Annotated in this window: 14 protein-coding genes and 1 tRNA gene; 8 read left to right on the plus strand and 7 right to left on the minus strand. The window is 50.5% G+C overall.

Annotation, left to right across the window (positions count from 1 at the left end):
• Window positions 1-34: 34 nt before the first annotated feature.
• Window positions 35-110 (plus strand) — tRNA-Asn (locus tag MY052_RS08755).
• Window positions 111-201: 91 nt separating this feature from the next.
• Here MY052_RS08755 and MY052_RS08760 read toward each other — a convergent pair.
• Complete coding sequence (locus MY052_RS08760; protein WP_035894848.1) at window positions 202-1,650, minus strand: AMP nucleosidase; 1,449 nt, start codon at window positions 1,648-1,650, stop codon at window positions 202-204.
• A gap of 187 nt (window positions 1,651-1,837) precedes the next feature.
• Here MY052_RS08760 and ldtA point away from each other — a divergent pair, with 187 nt between their 5' ends.
• Together ldtA and MY052_RS08770 are read left to right on the plus strand one after the other, a co-directional pair.
• A complete protein-coding gene (ldtA, locus tag MY052_RS08765) occupies window positions 1,838-2,770 on the plus strand; it encodes a L,D-transpeptidase (protein ID WP_248538592.1) in 933 nt (310 codons plus the stop codon).
• 79 nt (window positions 2,771-2,849) lie between these two features.
• Complete coding sequence (locus MY052_RS08770) at window positions 2,850-3,791, plus strand: Gfo/Idh/MocA family protein (protein ID WP_202217667.1); 942 nt, start codon at window positions 2,850-2,852, stop codon at window positions 3,789-3,791.
• Between the two features lie 271 nt (window positions 3,792-4,062).
• Here the strand turns inward: MY052_RS08770 and MY052_RS08775 are convergent, their stop codons facing one another.
• The 6 genes from MY052_RS08775 to MY052_RS08800 all read right to left on the minus strand — a co-directional run bounded on the left by MY052_RS08775 (window position 4,063) and on the right by MY052_RS08800 (window position 10,397).
• A complete protein-coding gene (locus tag MY052_RS08775) occupies window positions 4,063-4,347 on the minus strand; it encodes a type VI secretion system PAAR protein (protein WP_202217668.1) in 285 nt (94 codons plus the stop codon).
• 20 nt (window positions 4,348-4,367) lie between these two features.
• Window positions 4,368-5,216: a hypothetical protein gene (locus MY052_RS08780; RefSeq protein ID WP_202217669.1), complete on the minus strand. Its 849-nt coding sequence runs from the start codon at window positions 5,214-5,216 to the stop codon at window positions 4,368-4,370.
• Between the two features lie 218 nt (window positions 5,217-5,434).
• Window positions 5,435-6,880: a hypothetical protein gene (locus tag MY052_RS08785; protein ID WP_248538594.1), complete on the minus strand. Its 1,446-nt coding sequence runs from the start codon at window positions 6,878-6,880 to the stop codon at window positions 5,435-5,437.
• Window positions 6,881-6,893: 13 nt separating this feature from the next.
• Window positions 6,894-7,700, minus strand: coding sequence for a DUF4123 domain-containing protein (locus tag MY052_RS08790; protein ID WP_248538596.1), 807 nt, complete (start codon window positions 7,698-7,700; stop codon window positions 6,894-6,896).
• Window positions 7,700-9,658 carry a type VI secretion system tip protein TssI/VgrG gene (tssI, locus tag MY052_RS08795; protein ID WP_248538598.1) on the minus strand — a complete coding sequence of 653 codons (1,959 nt, stop codon included), beginning with the start codon at window positions 9,656-9,658 and terminating at the stop codon, window positions 7,700-7,702. The genes MY052_RS08790 and tssI overlap by 1 nt, the downstream gene beginning before the upstream one ends.
• 220 nt (window positions 9,659-9,878) lie before the next feature.
• Window positions 9,879-10,397 (minus strand): Hcp family type VI secretion system effector, encoded by a 519-nt coding sequence (locus MY052_RS08800; RefSeq protein ID WP_016149965.1) that lies wholly within the window; start codon window positions 10,395-10,397, stop codon window positions 9,879-9,881.
• A gap of 617 nt (window positions 10,398-11,014) precedes the next feature.
• Here MY052_RS08800 and tssB point away from each other — a divergent pair.
• Genes tssB through tssG form a run of 5 tightly spaced genes read left to right on the plus strand, consistent with a single transcriptional unit; the run spans window position 11,015 to window position 16,274 of the window.
• A complete protein-coding gene (gene tssB, locus MY052_RS08805; protein ID WP_202217676.1) occupies window positions 11,015-11,512 on the plus strand; it encodes a type VI secretion system contractile sheath small subunit in 498 nt (165 codons plus the stop codon).
• Window positions 11,513-11,531: 19 nt separating this feature from the next.
• Window positions 11,532-13,010, plus strand: coding sequence for a type VI secretion system contractile sheath large subunit (gene tssC / locus MY052_RS08810; RefSeq protein ID WP_202217677.1), 1,479 nt, complete (start codon window positions 11,532-11,534; stop codon window positions 13,008-13,010).
• 5 nt (window positions 13,011-13,015) lie between these two features.
• Window positions 13,016-13,447, plus strand: coding sequence for a type VI secretion system baseplate subunit TssE (gene tssE / locus MY052_RS08815; protein WP_202217678.1), 432 nt, complete (start codon window positions 13,016-13,018; stop codon window positions 13,445-13,447).
• Window positions 13,447-15,273: a type VI secretion system baseplate subunit TssF gene (gene tssF, locus MY052_RS08820; protein WP_202217679.1), complete on the plus strand. Its 1,827-nt coding sequence runs from the start codon at window positions 13,447-13,449 to the stop codon at window positions 15,271-15,273. Before tssE ends, tssF begins: the two co-directional genes overlap by 1 nt.
• Window positions 15,240-16,274 carry a type VI secretion system baseplate subunit TssG gene (tssG, locus tag MY052_RS08825; protein WP_248538600.1) on the plus strand — a complete coding sequence of 345 codons (1,035 nt, stop codon included), beginning with the start codon at window positions 15,240-15,242 and terminating at the stop codon, window positions 16,272-16,274. Before tssF ends, tssG begins: the two co-directional genes overlap by 34 nt.
• Window positions 16,275-16,280 lie beyond the last annotated feature (6 nt).

Here is a 16,280-nt window from a genome sequence, read left to right on the forward strand (position 1 = left end):
GGTACATCGATAATATGCGCCTCGTTCACACGATTCCTCTGTAGTTCAGTCGGTAGAACGGCGGACTGTTAATCCGTATGTCACTGGTTCGAGTCCAGTCAGAGGAGCCATATTTAAGAAGCCTGCTTAGGAAACTAAGCAGGCTTTTTGCTTTTCTGCGTCTGGTAAAAAAAGCCGGACGAGCGTCCGGCTGGGGTTGGCTTAACGGAATGGCGGTTCGTTGAAGGTGCGCAGTTTGCGTGAATGCAGGCGGTCGCCCTCGGCGCGCAGCAGGTCGATGGCCCGAATGCCAATCTGCAGGTGCTCTGAAATCGCCCCTTCATAGAAACGGTTTGCCTGACCGGGCAGCTTAATCTCTCCGTGCAGCGGTTTGTCGGAGACGCACAGCAGCGTGCCGTACGGTACGCGGAAGCGGTATCCTTGGGCGGCAATGGTCGCACTCTCCATATCAATCGCCACGGCGCGGCTCAGGTTGAAGCGTAACGCCGATGCGGAATAGCGCAGCTCCCAGTTACGATCGTCGGTGGTGACCACCGTCCCGGTACGCAGCCGCTGTTTGACCTCTTCGCCAGGCATACCGCTAACCTGCTTGGTCGCGTCATAGAGCGCGCGCTGTACTTCGGCAATGCTCGGGATCGGAATATCCGGCGGCAGCACGGCGTTCAGCACATGGTCGTCGCGCAGATACGCGTGTGCCAGCACATAGTCGCCAATCGACTGGCTTTCGCGCAGGCCGCCGCAGTGGCCAATCATCAGCCAGACGTCCGGACGCAGCACCGCCAGATGGTCGCAGATGTTTTTAGCGTTAGACGGACCTACGCCGATGTTGATCAAGGTGATCCCTTGTCCGTCTTTGGTGATCAGGTGCCAGGCCGGCATCTGATGCTTTTTCCACGCGAGGTCGGAAATGGCCTCTTCCGGCGCTTCGGTGTCGGCGGTAATCCAGATTCCTCCGGCGCAGGAGAGTGAAACATACGGGCTGTCCGGGTCGAGGATCTGGCTGCAGCCCCAGCGCACAAACTCATCGACGTAGCGGGTGTAGTTGGTGAACAGGACAAACGGCTGGAAGTGCTCGACCGGCGTGCCGGTATAATGACGCAGGCGCGCCAGCGAGAAGTCTACGCGGCGAGCGTCAAAGTGCGACAGAGGATAAAAATCGGTGGCGTGGGTCAGGCCATCCGCCGTTTCGTCGCCAATCTGCGATAGCTCGGTGGTTGGGAAGACACGCGTGAGATCGGCGCTCATCGAACGGTCGAGGTTGAGGCCGTCAATCACGTAGGGATAAGGAATCTCATGCTGTGACAGGCCAACCTCAATATGCGCGTCGTAGTCTTCATGCAATAGACTTAGCTGTTCGAGCAGGTAGCTGCGAAAAAGCGTCGGGTGCGTGATGGTCGTGGTGTAGCAGCCGGAGTGGGTAAAACGACCAAAGGCGCGCGTTTTTTGCGCTTTATGCGCGTTGCCGCTCCAGGAAACAGAAAGCTGCGGGTAGACAAATAATCCATTCGCGCGTGCTTCAGCGCTGGGTAGCGAGCGGTCGTCAATAAAAAGACGAATAGCGTCACGTAATGCACTTACCGATTGATCGTACAGCGCCTGGAGTTTCTCCAGCGCCTGTTCTGGGGTCAGACTCACACCCGTATTACTCATCGTTCGCTCCTTGTGTGCGGCTTTCCCCGATAGTATGCCAGCCGATGATGAAACAAAAGCGTATGCCAGTTTCAATGTAACAACTGATTAACCTTTAACCGGATGATTTCTGATACGGTTAAACGCAACGCAGTGGGGCAAAAAAGCTATAATCAACCCACATCTGCCGTGAATTGAGGAAAGGGAAATGAAACCTCGTGTAAAACTCTTGTGTGCGTTAGCGCTGGCCTTTAGTAGCCAGAGCGCGCTGGCTGTGACTTATCCGCTTCCACCGGAAGGGAGCCGTCTTGTGGGCAGCACGCTGAACATCACGGTGCCGCAAGATAATCACCTGCCGCTGGAGGCCTTTGCCGCGCAGTACGGACAGGGGCTGAGCAATATGCTGGAGGCGAATCCGAATGTGGATGTCTTCCTGCCAAAATCGGGTTCCACGCTGGTGATTCCGCAGCAATTGATTTTGCCAGACACGGTACGTCGGGGGATTGTGGTGAACGTCGCTGAAATGCGGCTGTACTATTATCCGCCTGAAGGGAATACCGTCGAGGTGCTGCCGATTGGTATTGGCCAGGCCGGACGAGAAACACCGCGCAACTGGGTCACTACCGTTGAGCGTAAGCAGGAAGCGCCTACCTGGACACCAACGGCAAACACCCGTCGTGAATATGCCAAGCGCGGTGAAAGCCTGCCGGCTTTTGTTCCCGCAGGGCCAGATAACCCGATGGGGCTCTACGCCATTTATATCGGTCGACTTTATGCGATTCATGGCACCAATGCGAACTTCGGTATTGGGCTTCGCGTCAGCCAGGGCTGTATCCGTCTGCGCAACGACGATATTAAATACCTGTTTGACAACGTGCCGGTTGGGACGCGGGTGCAAATTATCGACCAAGCGGTGAAGTACACCACCGAGCCTGACGGCAGTCGCTGGGTGGAGGTTCATGAGCCATTGTCGCGCAACCGCGCAGAATATGAATCTGATAACAAAGTTCCGTTGCCTATTACGCCTGCACTGCGTAGTTTTACTCAGGGTGAAGGCGTAGATGGCAGCCGGGCAAGAGGGGCGTTGGATAGACGTTCCGGTATGCCTGTGAACATCAGCGCCTCGCATAACGCGTTATAAGTCTGCTTGTATTCAGCGCCAGAAGCCCGCGATTGCGGGTTTTTGACTTTTTAACCAGGGTTGGCGGAAGGAGCATTGAATGAGTGATGTTGTGAACTGGGGCGTGCTTGGTTATGCCCGAATCGCGAAGAATTCCATTATTCCTGCTATTGCGCGTGCCGATAACGCCCGCGTCTACGGGGTGGCTTCCCGCCATCAGGATGAACTACCGGTCGGTGAATGGCAAAAAAGCTACGGTGACTATGCCGCACTGCTGGCCGACGATGCGATTCAGGCGGTCTATATTCCTCTGCCGAACTCGCTCCACAAAGAGTGGGTTATCCGGGCGCTGGAAGCGGGTAAGCACGTGCTGTGCGAAAAACCGATTGGCCTGACCGCTGATGAAGCGCGCGAAATGCAGCAGGTGGCAAAGCAGCAAAACCGTCTGCTGATGGAAGCCTTTATGTATCAGTACACCGACCGGGTGCGGGTTATTAAGCAGGTGCTCGAGAGCGGTGAACTGGGCGAGCTTCGCCATATTAACGTTTCGTTCCGCTTCCTGCTCGACCGACCTGGCACCATCAAAATGCAGCCTGCGCTCGGCGGCGGCGCGTTGTATGACGTCGGCTGCTATCCGGTGAACTTTATCGGTATGGTTACGGGTCGCCTGCCGGTGAGCTGCAAAGCGGTGAGCGAAACGGAGCAGGGCGTGGACACTAACCTGTCTGCACTGCTGCAATATGACGATGGTTTGATCGCCAATATCCACTGCGGCTTTAACGCCTTTGGGCGTAACTACGCGGAAATCATTGGGACGAAAGGGATGCTGGTGGTTGATAAGCCGTTCCTGGATGACGCGGGAACGCTGTATTTGCATACCAATGAAGGCGTGCGTGAACTGCCGGTCAGCGAATCAGATCGCTATCAGGCAGAAATCCGCCACTTCTCCAGTGCGATCCTCAACGAGCCGTCGCGGTTAATCCCGCTTGATGAGACCGTCCGCAATATGCAGGTGCTGGATATGATCCGCGCTGCGCTATAGTGCAGCTGGCCCGGCGGTGGGCTGCCGGGCTGCTTTAGTGGAAGTGCATTTATAAAAGAAAAACCAAATTTATCAGGGTAAAAAGGGCTGATTTTTTCTGCCATTCTTCCGTGAAACCTCTGGCGTAACGTAGTCGTGAGGGCCTGCTACGACAGAATGCACCTGACGAAGCTGATAACTGTGAGGCGAGAATGGGAGATTTTTGCTCTGTATCTAAGGGGTAACAAACTCTCACCGGATTAAATTCACTGAGCGGTGCTGAAAACGGATATCAGCCGATACTGACGGTGCCGCTACCGAGAACCACGCCGCCACAGTCAACCGCATCACCGGTTCTGGCGGCAGGGAGCCCATCAATAAATACAGTGGATGAGCCACTGGCGATTTTTCGCGGATGAGGAGGGTGTTTGGGTTTTGAATGCGGAGTTAACGGGTCCCCCATACGGGCGGCGGGTAACCCGTCAATAAAGACGGTAGAGGAGCCTGCGGTAATTACGGTCTCGTAATAACCATCATGCTGAGTACCTTTGTCTGATAGTTTAGCGGCCAGCGACATAGTATTCTCCGGATAATTTATTATCTTACGATAACGACTTTGTCATTGATAATTGAAAAATATGGCGTGTAAGAATACACGATTTCATTATTTTTATTTTTAAGTCTCAATGGTGAATTCTCATAAATGCCACTAGATAATCTGAATACCCGGCCATTACAATAGGTAGTAAGTTTATATTTTTTCCACTCTAAATCTATCGGTGTTAAATTCATATCAAGAACATTTCTAGGGAGGTCATATGATTCAAAAACGATATCAGGAGATATACCTTCCGCATTTCCCATTTCCTCGTTTGAAATAGCTGCCATTTTCTTCAATGTATTCACATCTTTGTCCTTCATGGCCTGCCAGATTTCCCTGTATATATCCTGAATGGCAGGTAAATCCTTTTCTGATACGACTCTGTCTGCATCTACCCATGACCATGTCTTTATACCGCTAAATTCAATATCACGATAAAATCGATGCAAATACAACCAGCTATCTTCGGGAAGTTGCTCCTCAATAATTCTCCCCTCATGTCTGGAACCATCATAGCTAGAGGATGATGTTGCGATAATATTTTTTTCATCATCGACAGAAAGTTTGACTGTTGTTACGTTTTCGCTGGAATTAATAGTGTCTCTGGTAATCGTAAATTCACATTCTGAATCAGAGAAAAGGGTATCCCGGTCTTGAGAATCCACTGACCCCATGAGTACTTCAATCCTGTTTTTCCCATTTTCGATAAATGACGTAATGTTGTCACCTGCTGCTATTGTGCCACTTGAGTACGTGAAATTATCAAAAACAGGAAATCCATTAACCCTGACCATGCATGCGCTACGTTTTGTTTTAAATGACACTAAATATTTTATACCATCCATTGTTTCTGCCTTGGGTGAAGAAATGTTGAATAATATAAGTAAAAAAGTAATGCTATAATAAATGAAATCGATAAGGTGATTTTTTTTCTCAAGTTTACCATGAATAATCCATTCCTTTTTTTGTCCTTCGGTGTGCTTTGTCGTTACACCAGTAGTTTTTGTTGATACTCGACCGCTTTCTCCGTTTCTTGTTTTATCGCCATCTTTGGCAATACCTACTAAAAGCTGGCCCCAACCTCTGCCCGAATTCCATTATGATAAAATATCATCTCTATATTATTTTGTGCAGTTGAATCAAAGACAATGACCCCTTCAGCAATTGCCTTTGCATAAACTTCAAAAGCCCCTTCAAAAACATAAATTTTGACCCCGGACCGGGCGTTGGCTTCCAGAGATAATGCCAGCTTAACCTCATTACTTCCTTCCACCCGCCAGTTCCAATTTTTCTTATCATCTGATTCAAATATTAGGGACAAATTAATTGTTCCGGAAGCTATCAGATCAAATTTCAATCCCAGATATGCTCCATTATCACCACTCTTGACGGAACTTTCACGCGCGGCAAGTTGTTGTCTGATTATATCAGTGACACTTGCAGCGCCATACCATGCAGCAAAGGCCTGTAATAAATCAAATGTTATCCTGAGTCCTATTAGAGGGGAAAATCCTGCAGAGACTTTTCCCTTAATATAAACTGATTGTGTATTATTATCTTCAACCAGTTCTCCACTCCCCCCGACTGATAATTTTGGGTATAATATATCAGTATTCAATATTTTATATTTAGTGCCAGCGCCTTCATTTGTTGATAATGCTTTACCAACCATATCAAGGGTTCTGGTGGCATCCTGTAACAGTTTCAATTCTTTAGCTTTTCTTTTAAAGTCAACTTTTAATTTTTGGCTCAAATCATGTCGTGGAGATGTGCCTAATTTATATGACAGGGTTCCATCAATATCAAGGGCATCACTAATTGAATATTTAGGTCGTTTGGTCCAGCCTCTGGTTCCTCGATTTTGCTGTCCTGCCTTTCTGTTCTCTTTACGCTGTTGATCTTTTAATTCACCATCGCTGTATTCTTTAGTCTTATCAGTAAGACCAATTTTGACATCTATCTTCCAGTCATAATTTGGATATACATTGATATGGCTCCATATTCTGTCATGCGGGGCAATATTGAATATTTGCCTGAATCCATCTGAAAAATTAATGTCTCTTTCAACAAGTTGGTCGCCATAGCATTGACCCACGCGTAATATATATTGACTCTTTGGTAACCAATTTAACGAACTGTTTTGATAGAGTATATATTTACTTATAAATATGATTGTATTTATATCTGATAGAGTGTTTGTTACTTTCTCATTGTAATTTACTTCATAGTTTACAGTTCCACTTGTGAATTTTTTTAACGTTTCCTTGTTGTCTATGTTATATATAATGCCATTGGGGCAGGCAGGATTATGAGAAACACAGGTTTTTCCTGTCAAGGATAAAGCAAGCGGAGTGGACTTATCGGTCTTGTTAATTATTTCTATATGAGAGTAAAAATCATTCTGTTTGTATTCATATGTCCTTTTTTCGATTGTTAATTTAAATGAATGAATACATGTATCCGGGTGTTTACAATTGCAGATAGATGAACCTGCGGTTGTACTTGTCATAATTCGCCTCTATTTACAATGGAACATTACCTAGTTCCCTGATTAACAGGGTTTCGGCTTTAAATACCCCATCTTCATTGATGTCGCAGAGGATTTCCCTGAAATCTGTGGGTATCAAACCCACCTCCAGACAGCCACGTCGGCAGAATAAATAAAACAATCCACGAATACTTCTGTCATCTGTGATCTTCTGGAGTCTTAGCCATTGTAATATATCTGATATTACTTCATTATTAATCTGTTTTGGATGTACCCCCCACGATTTGAGGCATTCTATAAGTTTCACAATATAGCGTTGCTCAAATATTGATGTTAGGGTATTCATTTGAGCAGGAGATATTTTTATCATTTTATGCCTGATGCCAGCACCTGCTGGGAACTTATTCTTGATAGCCATAAAAACTTCTATTTTTTGTTTACCATCCAAATTAGTAGATATTGTTTCTATGGGGCCAAGAAACAGATATTTTTCCCATTCAGATAAAACAGAAAGAAAATCCCAGACATTTCGGGGATCATAAAAGCGAAACAATACTGGCTTCGTTTCCCCTGGTATCAATACCTGGAGATATCTTCGTAAATGTTGCCGTAGCACATTCATGGAGGAGGGCGTGGTCAGAGATATTCCCCACGGAGTATCTTTGGCACTTAACCAAGCCTCCACCTCCTGCGTCACTTCTGTCAGGTAAGGTGCTAACGCCACTAAATCTGGCTGTATTGGCTCCGCATACAGGCAGCAATGAGGTGGATTCGTCTCCCTTAAAAAATCCAGCAATCCTTCTTCAACGGCGCCATCAATAATGGCATACTTTTTCTCCATTACTGGTCCTCCTTCGGACAGTGCGCCACAAACATTGAGCCACTTCCGGCTGCTGCTTTCAAGATCACTGGGCGCATCGGCAAAATCACATCTCCTGGGCTGCCTCCGCCATTGAGGTTAATTTTCGCTCCTTTTATATCCACCCCTCCTGAATGAATGACTACGAATGTACTACCTACACGCAGGCTGATTTTACTGTCGCTCTGCAATACAACATCGCCCTGTACACTAATACCTAGCGCACCGCTTATTTTCTGTGCCAGGTCGCCTTTTACTTCTAACCCTTGGTTGCCTTCCGTCAGGCTGAGATGGTCTTTCGTGGTTTTATGGTCCTGCTTTCCTTCAACCGTAACTTTCCTATCATTCGCTACGACCAGCGATTCATCATGGCCGATACTGGTTGTCCGGTCATAATTGACCCGTACATCCTTGCTATTGAGTACTTTTACCTGCATATTTTTCTGTGCGTGAAGAAAAATCTCCTCATTATCAGTCGCATCCTCAAACCGCAGTTCGTTAAATCCGCTTCCCATATAGGTTTTCGAGCGGATGGTCATCTGCGTTTTTGTTCCCGGCAGGCTGCCCGGCGAGCGGTTATCCTGGTGGTAGGTGCGTCCCATAATAATGGGCTGGTCGGGGTCGCCGTTGAGGAAATCCACTATCACTTCCTGGCCCACGCGGGGAATGGCGAGGTTGCCAAATCCGGCACCGGCCCAGGCCTGTGACACCCGTATCCAGCAGGAGCTGTCTTCGTTGCCCGGGCAGTAGCGGTCCCAGTGAAAACGTACCCGGACACGGCCATGTTTATCGCAGAAGATTTCCTCGCCAGCCGGCCCGGTGACGATGGCGCTCTGCGGGCCGTCCACGGAGGGTTTTGGCAGAGGAGAGGAGCGCCATGTCCGGTCAGCCGGAATGACGTCAAAATTGTTGCTCAGCGTGGTTCCCTGACCCTGTCTGCCGTGCTGTGCCTGAGACTGTTCCCCTTTCAGCACACAGGCGGTGACCTGCCATTCGCGGTTCAGCGTGAGAGAAGGGTGACCAGTAAGGGTGAAACGTCTGCCGGGCCACAGCTTCGCTGAGTTACTGACCCCGGCAGCGGTTTCTGCATCGTGGCGGAAGCCGTCAGCCAGATAGCGGGCAAAGTCCTGCCCGTGCTGCTCGTCCTTGAAGCGCCCCGGATAATCGAAGATTTCGTACTGGGTGCGCTGACCGTTGAGGTGTGTGGCGTGGTGGCTGAAGTAGCCGGGCCAGCCGGGGGTTTTAAAGGTGTAATCCTGGTTTTCGACGGAGGAGGGGCGAATCTGTGCCCGATAGAGGAACTCACTGACGCATTCCGTGGAGACCTCGCTGCGGGTGTTAGGATTAAAGGGCAGGGAGCCCAGCGTGGAGACTCCCGCCACATCGTCGCAGAGCATCAGCGTCTGCTCCGTTCCGGTCGGCGAGCACCAGTCAAAATAGAAAATGCCTTCTTCGGCCCACAGGCGGGAGAGAAAGGATAGGTCACTTTCGCCATACTGTACGCAGAATTCGCGTGCAGGATGGGCTTCATAAAAGGACGGAGTCCAGTCGGAGACGCCGTTTTCGTCCAGCAATGTGGACGTGATGGCCAGGATATCCTGCTGCTGAAAGATGCGGAAGTTTTGGCGCAGTCCGGCCCGCCAGAGCGGTGGCGAAAGGGTCAGATGGTAATTCATCTGCCAGTCGTTGTTCTCGCCAAGCGCCACGCCGGTGATGATAGCGCAGAGGCAGCGCTGGACAACATTCCCCTGCCAGACAGTGAGGGTGGCGTTTTTCTCGAGAAAATTTTTAGCTGTGAGGTCGGGGAGACCGCTGGCGATATCGACTGTGAGTGTAAAGGGGGTGGAGAGGTTTTGATGGAGGGTGAAGCTCACCACGGCGGTGCTCATCGCCAGTAACCCGTCCACGTCGAGTGTAAAACGCAGACCCTGTTGTGACATAACCTTATTCCCGGAGTTGTTGGCAGAAAACAGAGCCACAGTCAGACATTCTTACAGTAATGGCACGGTGCAACGTGCGTTTTCAGACATGCTACCGCCGAAGTTTCCGGCATCCACCATCTCCCGTATGCAAAACGTAACTCTGTACTGATACTGCTTTTTATGACCTGACCTTTAAAAACAGCACCCTGCCTTTCGGCAGAATGCTGTCAGTTTTTACTTATGCTTCCAGCGGCGCGCGCCAGTCGTCCGCGCCTGAGGTGCCTGCTGAGACGTGCTCCCACTCAATTTTGCGGTAAGCCAGGGAGACTTTGACCAGTTGAGTGAACTCACGTTTCCCTTCATCCTGGCAGTGCGGCATATGGCAGTCGATATCCACGATGGTGGAATCGGTCAGACGGGTGGTGAAGAAGTGCTCCTGTTTACCTTCCACAGAGGTGCGGTACCAGTGCAGTTCGGTGGTCGGCAGCATTTCACCGGAGGCCAGTGCGTTGTACAGCAGCGGAACTGCTTTGTTCAGAGCCACGGTAAATATAAACGGTTTGTGCGAACGCTGGCCTGACGGCTGACCGGACTGCGGATCGGTCGGAACGGTGACGTTATGGCTGAATTCCTGCACCAGCATTTCGTCTTCATGGCCCTGAACGTAGATATTACCGACGGATTCAGCGGTAAAGGCGCGATCGGTGATCAATCCCTGAGTTTGTCCCTTAATTGAGATGTAACACGGTGTTGGCATTTTCTTAACTCCTTTGCACTATTTTATGTTTACGCTAATTTCCATTAGCGCGGTAAATATTTTCCGACAAACGCAAAAACATTTTTCCAAAATTTTTTGCGTTTGTCTCTGAACTGGCCACTCTGCTGTTTGTATAGATTTCAGTAAAATTTAATCTACAGATTATCATGCCTGGTAATAGATTCTTGAAATAATAAGAACCTCAAGAATTAATATTAATTAACCCTGTTTTATGTTAGTTGTTTGATTTAATGGGCCTACTTATTTGTTTTTTAAATGCATTTATCTGTTTCATTTTCCGTAATTATTAAAAATGGACGTGGAAACAAAATATCCATACAAAACAACGCGTTAATTTAGTGTCTATCCTTGCTGTCAAACTAGGATATACCAACATAAAAAATAAAACACGAAATTGTGTGTTATCTTTCGTACGGATACATATTCCTTGACTAGTGCTTGGGAAATGGTTTTAAAATTACAAATCGAGATCGTTGTAATCCTATGATGATGTTTTTGTCATAGCGATTTTTATTCCCTTTGTCGTATATTTTTTATGGATGATTCGACCCTGTATAATCAGGGAGAATATTTATCATTATCTACGGAATATATCTATGATTAATCATAATGACGGAAGTATAGCTCCAAAGGAAAGAATTAACGTCCGTTACATTCCACGGACGGATGGCCAGACAGCTGAAGTGGAATTACCGCTCAGCTTGCTGGTTACCGGGGATTTAAAAGGTAAACCGGACGATACTCCTTTGGATGAACGCCAGCCGGTGGCTATTGATAAAAATACCTTTAACGCCGTGCTGGCGAAGTCTGGCATTGAACGTAACGTTTCTGTGCCATCGGTACTTAACGGCGTGTCGGGTGCCCGTATGGATATCAGCCTGAAGGTGAAATCTATGGCCGATCTCTCGCCGGATAACATCGCAGCTCAGGTACCGGAGTTGAAAAAAATGCTGGAGCTGCGCGAGGCCCTGGTCGCCCTGAAAGGGCCGATGGGCAATATCCCTGCGTTCCGGGCCCAGCTACAGGCGCTGCTGGATAACGAGGAAACCCGTGAGCAGTTGATTCAGGAACTGGGTCTTGCCAGCGGCAAATAACGTGTACAAGGATTTCACTATGTCAGATATTGCATTGCAGGAAGCTCCTGGCTCCACCTCTCCAGCAGCTTCGTCATCCCTGCTGGATAACATCATGGCGCAGAGCCGCTTTCAGCCAGAGTCCGAAAGCTATGACATTGCCCGCCAGGGCGTGACGGCGTTTATCTCCGCCCTGTTGCAGAATGAAGCCGAGTCCGTCGATATCCTGGCGGTGAACGCTATGATCGCTGATATTGACGATCGCACTGGCCGGCAGATGGATCTGATCCTCCACGACCCGGCCATTCAGGAGCTGGAAGCGCTGTTGCGCTCTCTCAAACTGCTAGTTGAACGCACTGACCCACGCGAAAACATCAAAATTTATCTGCTGCATGCCACCAAAGAAGAACTGCTGGATAATTTCGAGTTCGCCCCGGAAATCACCCAAAGTGGCTTGTATAAACACGTTTACTCCAGTGGTTACGGCCAGTTTGGTGGCGAGCCTGTTGCAGCGGTGATTGGTAACTACGCGTTTAATAACAATGCGGCAGACCTGAAGTTACTGAAATACATCAGTGCGGTGAGCGCGATGGCCCACGCGCCGTTTATTTCATCAGTAGCGCCGGAGTTCCTGGGGCTGGAGTCCTGGACTGAGCTGCCGGGCATTAAAGACATTGGTGCTATCTTTGAAGGCCCTGCTTACACCAAGTGGCGCGCCCTGCGTGAGTCAGAGGATTCCCGCTATCTGGGGCTGACCTCTCCGCGTTTCCTGCTGCGCCAGCCTTATGCGCCGGGAGATAACCCGGTGAAAAGCTTCAACTATCGCGAGAATGTCAGCCATCATCATGACGACTATTTGTGGGGCAACACCGCCTTTCTGCTGGCGGCAAACATGGCGGACAGCTTCGCGAAGTACCGCTGGTGCCCGAATATTATTGGCCCGCAGAACGGTGGCTCGGTGAAAGATCTGCCCGTTCATCTGTATGAAGCTATGGGACAGGTTCAGGCCAAGATCCCGACCGAAGTGTTAATCACCGACCGCCGCGAGTTCGAACTGGCGGAAGAGGGCTTTATTACCCTGACCATGCGTAAAGGTTCGGATAACGCCGCGTTCTTTTCGGCCAATTCGGTACAGAAGCCAAAAACCTTCCCGAATACGCCGGAAGGTAAGGAAGCCGAGACCAACTACAAGCTGGGAACGCAGTTACCTTACCTCTTTGTTATCAGCCGTCTGGCGCACTACATCAAGGTGCTGCAACGTGAGCAGATCGGCTCCTGGAAAGAGCGTGGCGATCTGGAGCGCGAACTGAATGCCTGGATACGGCAGTATGTGGCTGACCAGGAAAACCCACCCGCAGATGTTCGCAGTCGTAAACCGCTGCGCCAGGCAAAAATTGAGGTGCTGGATGTGCAAGGCGAGCCGGGTTGGTACCAGGTGTCGTTATCGGTGCGTCCGCACTTCAAATATATGGGCGCCAGTTTTGACCTTTCGCTGGTCGGGCGTCTGGACCGGGATTAAACATCATGATGAAGCGGGATATTGAGAAAGGGGGCAGCCTGTTTGACCGCATTGGCGAGGCGGCGACTTCCCGGTTTTATCGCCGGCCAGGCGTCAGTCTGCTGCACTCCATCAGCGAAAACCTGCACAACATTCTCAATACCCGCACCGGCAGTTGCGCTGGTTCTCCAGCTCTAGGCATTACTGATTTAAATGACGATATTTTAGCCTCAGGTAATTTCAGGGAAGAGATTGCCAGAGGTATCCACGACTGCATCCGTCGCTATGAGCCCCGCATCACTCGGGTGACGGTGACAGCGGCGTCACCGGACGACTATGTACCGCTGACGCTGCGTTTTCATATTGCGGGGCAGGTCAGTTTTCATGACGCCAGGGACGTTCTGGAGTTTGACATTCTGCTGGATAACCGCCAGCGCTACCGGGTGGAGTACCTCTGATGGCCTTTGAAGAACGCTATTACCGTGAAGAGTTGGACTACCTGCGGCAACTGGGCAAGTTGCTGGCGCGGGATAAACCCTATCTGTCCCGCTTTCTGGCTGAGAAAGAAGGTGACCCTGACGTTGAGCGCCTGATGGAAGCGTCGGCTTTTCTGGCTGGCGGCGTGCGGCAGAAGCTGGAGGACGCGTTCCCGGAGTTCACTCATGGGATAATCCGCATGTTATGGCCTAACTATCTGCGCCCGGTGCCTTCTATGTCGGTGATTGAGTATCTGCCTGAAGGTAATATCAAAGCACCGGTGCAGGTTTTGCGTGATGAACTAGTCAGTTCAGGCGTTCGCGTCACCTCATCAGGCCGGAAGGTGCTGGGAGACGATGACCGGACGCCACCGTCTTCCTGCCATTTTACGCTGGCGCGCGATATCTGGTTACAGCCTTTACAGATTCGGGATGTGTGTAATGCCAGTAGCCTCGAGGAAGGCATCATTGATATTGACTTTTTTGCCGAAAACGGTGTGTCTTCCCGAGCGCTGAATTTAAATAAAATCAATTTCTGGCTGGGTAATGAAGATGACTACACCCGCTATCAGCTATACCTGTGGTTCAGTGAACGTCTGATGGACGCTGAACTGATTATCGGAGAACAGCATGTTCCTCTGCCGGATCTGTGGCTGAAAGCCGCCGGGTTTGAACGCGAGGATGCGTTGCTGCCGTGGCCAAAAAACGTTCACAACGGCTATCGCGTGCTTCAGGAGTACTTCTGCTACCCGGAAAGCTTTTTCTTTTTTCATCTGCGTGATGCTGTGCCGTTACCGGATAATTTTCACGGTGGCGCATTTACACTACGCCTGCACTTTAACCAGCCGTTGCCGGTGGATATCAAGCTCCGTGCCTCATCGCTACACCTGTTCTGCACACCGGTGGTGAATCTGTTTGTCCATCAGGCCGAACCCATCGCGCCGGACGGTAGCGCTCCGCAGTATCCGCTGCGGGCCAGCCACCAGAATGCCAATGCATACGATATTTTCCGCGTGAAGTCGGTATCCAGCAAGATATCCGCTTTCGATGAGGCTTCCGGAGTTGCCAGCGCGTCGCGTCTCTGGCCGGAGTTCGAAAGTTTCAACCACCAGATGGAGTACAGCCGCCAGCGTGAGGTGGTCTACTGGCATCACCGGACAAAAACCTCGCTGTTTCATCGCGGGCTTGAGCACAGCATTGCGTTTGTGCATGCCGATGGCAAACTGCCCGATCCCGCACACCTGAGCGGCGAGGCACTCAGCGTTTCGCTGGTCTGCACCAATCGGATGCTACCCACGCAGTTGCACATTGGCGACATTTGCGTGGCGGTGGGCAAAAACCCAGCGGTCGCTAGCTTCAGCAACGTTACCCGCCCGACGCGTCCACTTTATCCGGTAACCGACGGCGATATGCAGTGGTCGCTAATTTCCTGTATGAACCTGAACTATCTCTCGCTACTGGATCGGGAGGCGCTGGTGCAAATCCTGCGTACTTTCGACCTGCCGGGTATTCAGCATCCGCAGCAGGCCCGCTTGTCGCAGCAGAAGCTGGACGCCATCGAGAGGATGGAAACAAAACCGGTGGATCGGCTGTTTAAAGGTGTACCGGTGCGAGGTCTGTCCACCACGTTGTGGATCAATCCGATGCCGTTTGTTTGCGAAGGAGAAATCTACCAGCTTGGTAATGTGCTGACCCATTTCTTTGCGCTCTATGCCAGCATCAATTCATTTCATTGTCTGAAAATTATCAACACGGAAAGTCAGGAGGCCTGGGAATGGCAGAACAACGGCCAGCACGCCCTGATGTAGATTTTCCTGCAGACGTCCGTGATACCAGTTTTTATGTCCTGCTGGAGTCGCTGTACCGTCGTTACGGAAAGCCTGGCTGTGAACCTTCGCTGCGTGCGGAACCGGAACAGGAGGTGGTGCTGTTTAAATCCGATGCCAGCATTGCGTTTCCGGGCAGCGATCTGACCTCACTCACGCGTGATGACAACGGACAGTTTACGCTGACCACAAAATTTCTCGGCTTTTCCGGTAGCCAGTCGCCGTTACCCGGTTACTACCTGGATCGGATGGCGCGGGAGTCGGCGCAGAATGAAGAAGGGCTAAAAGAATTTCTCGATCTGTTCAGCCACCGCTGGACGCAGTTTGTGTATCACGCCTGGAGAAAATACCGCTATCACATCTGCTTTCGCAATGGCGGGACGGATAGCTTTTCGCAGCGCATGTATGCGCTGGTCGGACTGGGTAGTCAGAGTCTGCGTGACAAGCTCGCCATCAACCACAGCAAGATGCTGGCTTATGCAGGGGTGTTGGCCGCGCCGGGGCGGGCACCGGAAGTGGTCTGCGATCTGGTTTCACACTGCTTTGATTTACCGGATGTGACCCTTGAAAGCTGGCAGCTGCGCCGGGTGGCAATTGATCCCGGCGAACAAAACCGGCTGGGCGAGCGTAACCCGAAAAATAAAACCGCCGGATATGTTCCCGGTCGCTCGGTTGTAGGCGTCAATTTTACGCTCGGTGCCCACGTACCGGATCGTAGCGGCAAATTCCTGCTGCGGATCGGCAGCCTGTCCATGTCCCGCTATCTGTCGTTTTTGCCTGGCGGAGAACACCATGAGGCGCTGACCCTGTTTATCGCCTTTTTGCTGCGTGACCAGTTCGCCTGGGATTTACGTCTGGATCTGGCTCCGGCGCAGGCGCAGGGCATGAAGCTGGGCGACCGCCGCCGTGCCTGCATTGGTCGCACTGCTTTTATTGGTGAGCCGCAAACGCCGCCATCCATCACTCTCCACATCAGGGACTAATTTTAT

It is taken from the genome of Kluyvera ascorbata, assembly GCF_023195735.1.
GTDB lineage: Bacteria > Pseudomonadota > Gammaproteobacteria > Enterobacterales > Enterobacteriaceae > Kluyvera > Kluyvera ascorbata.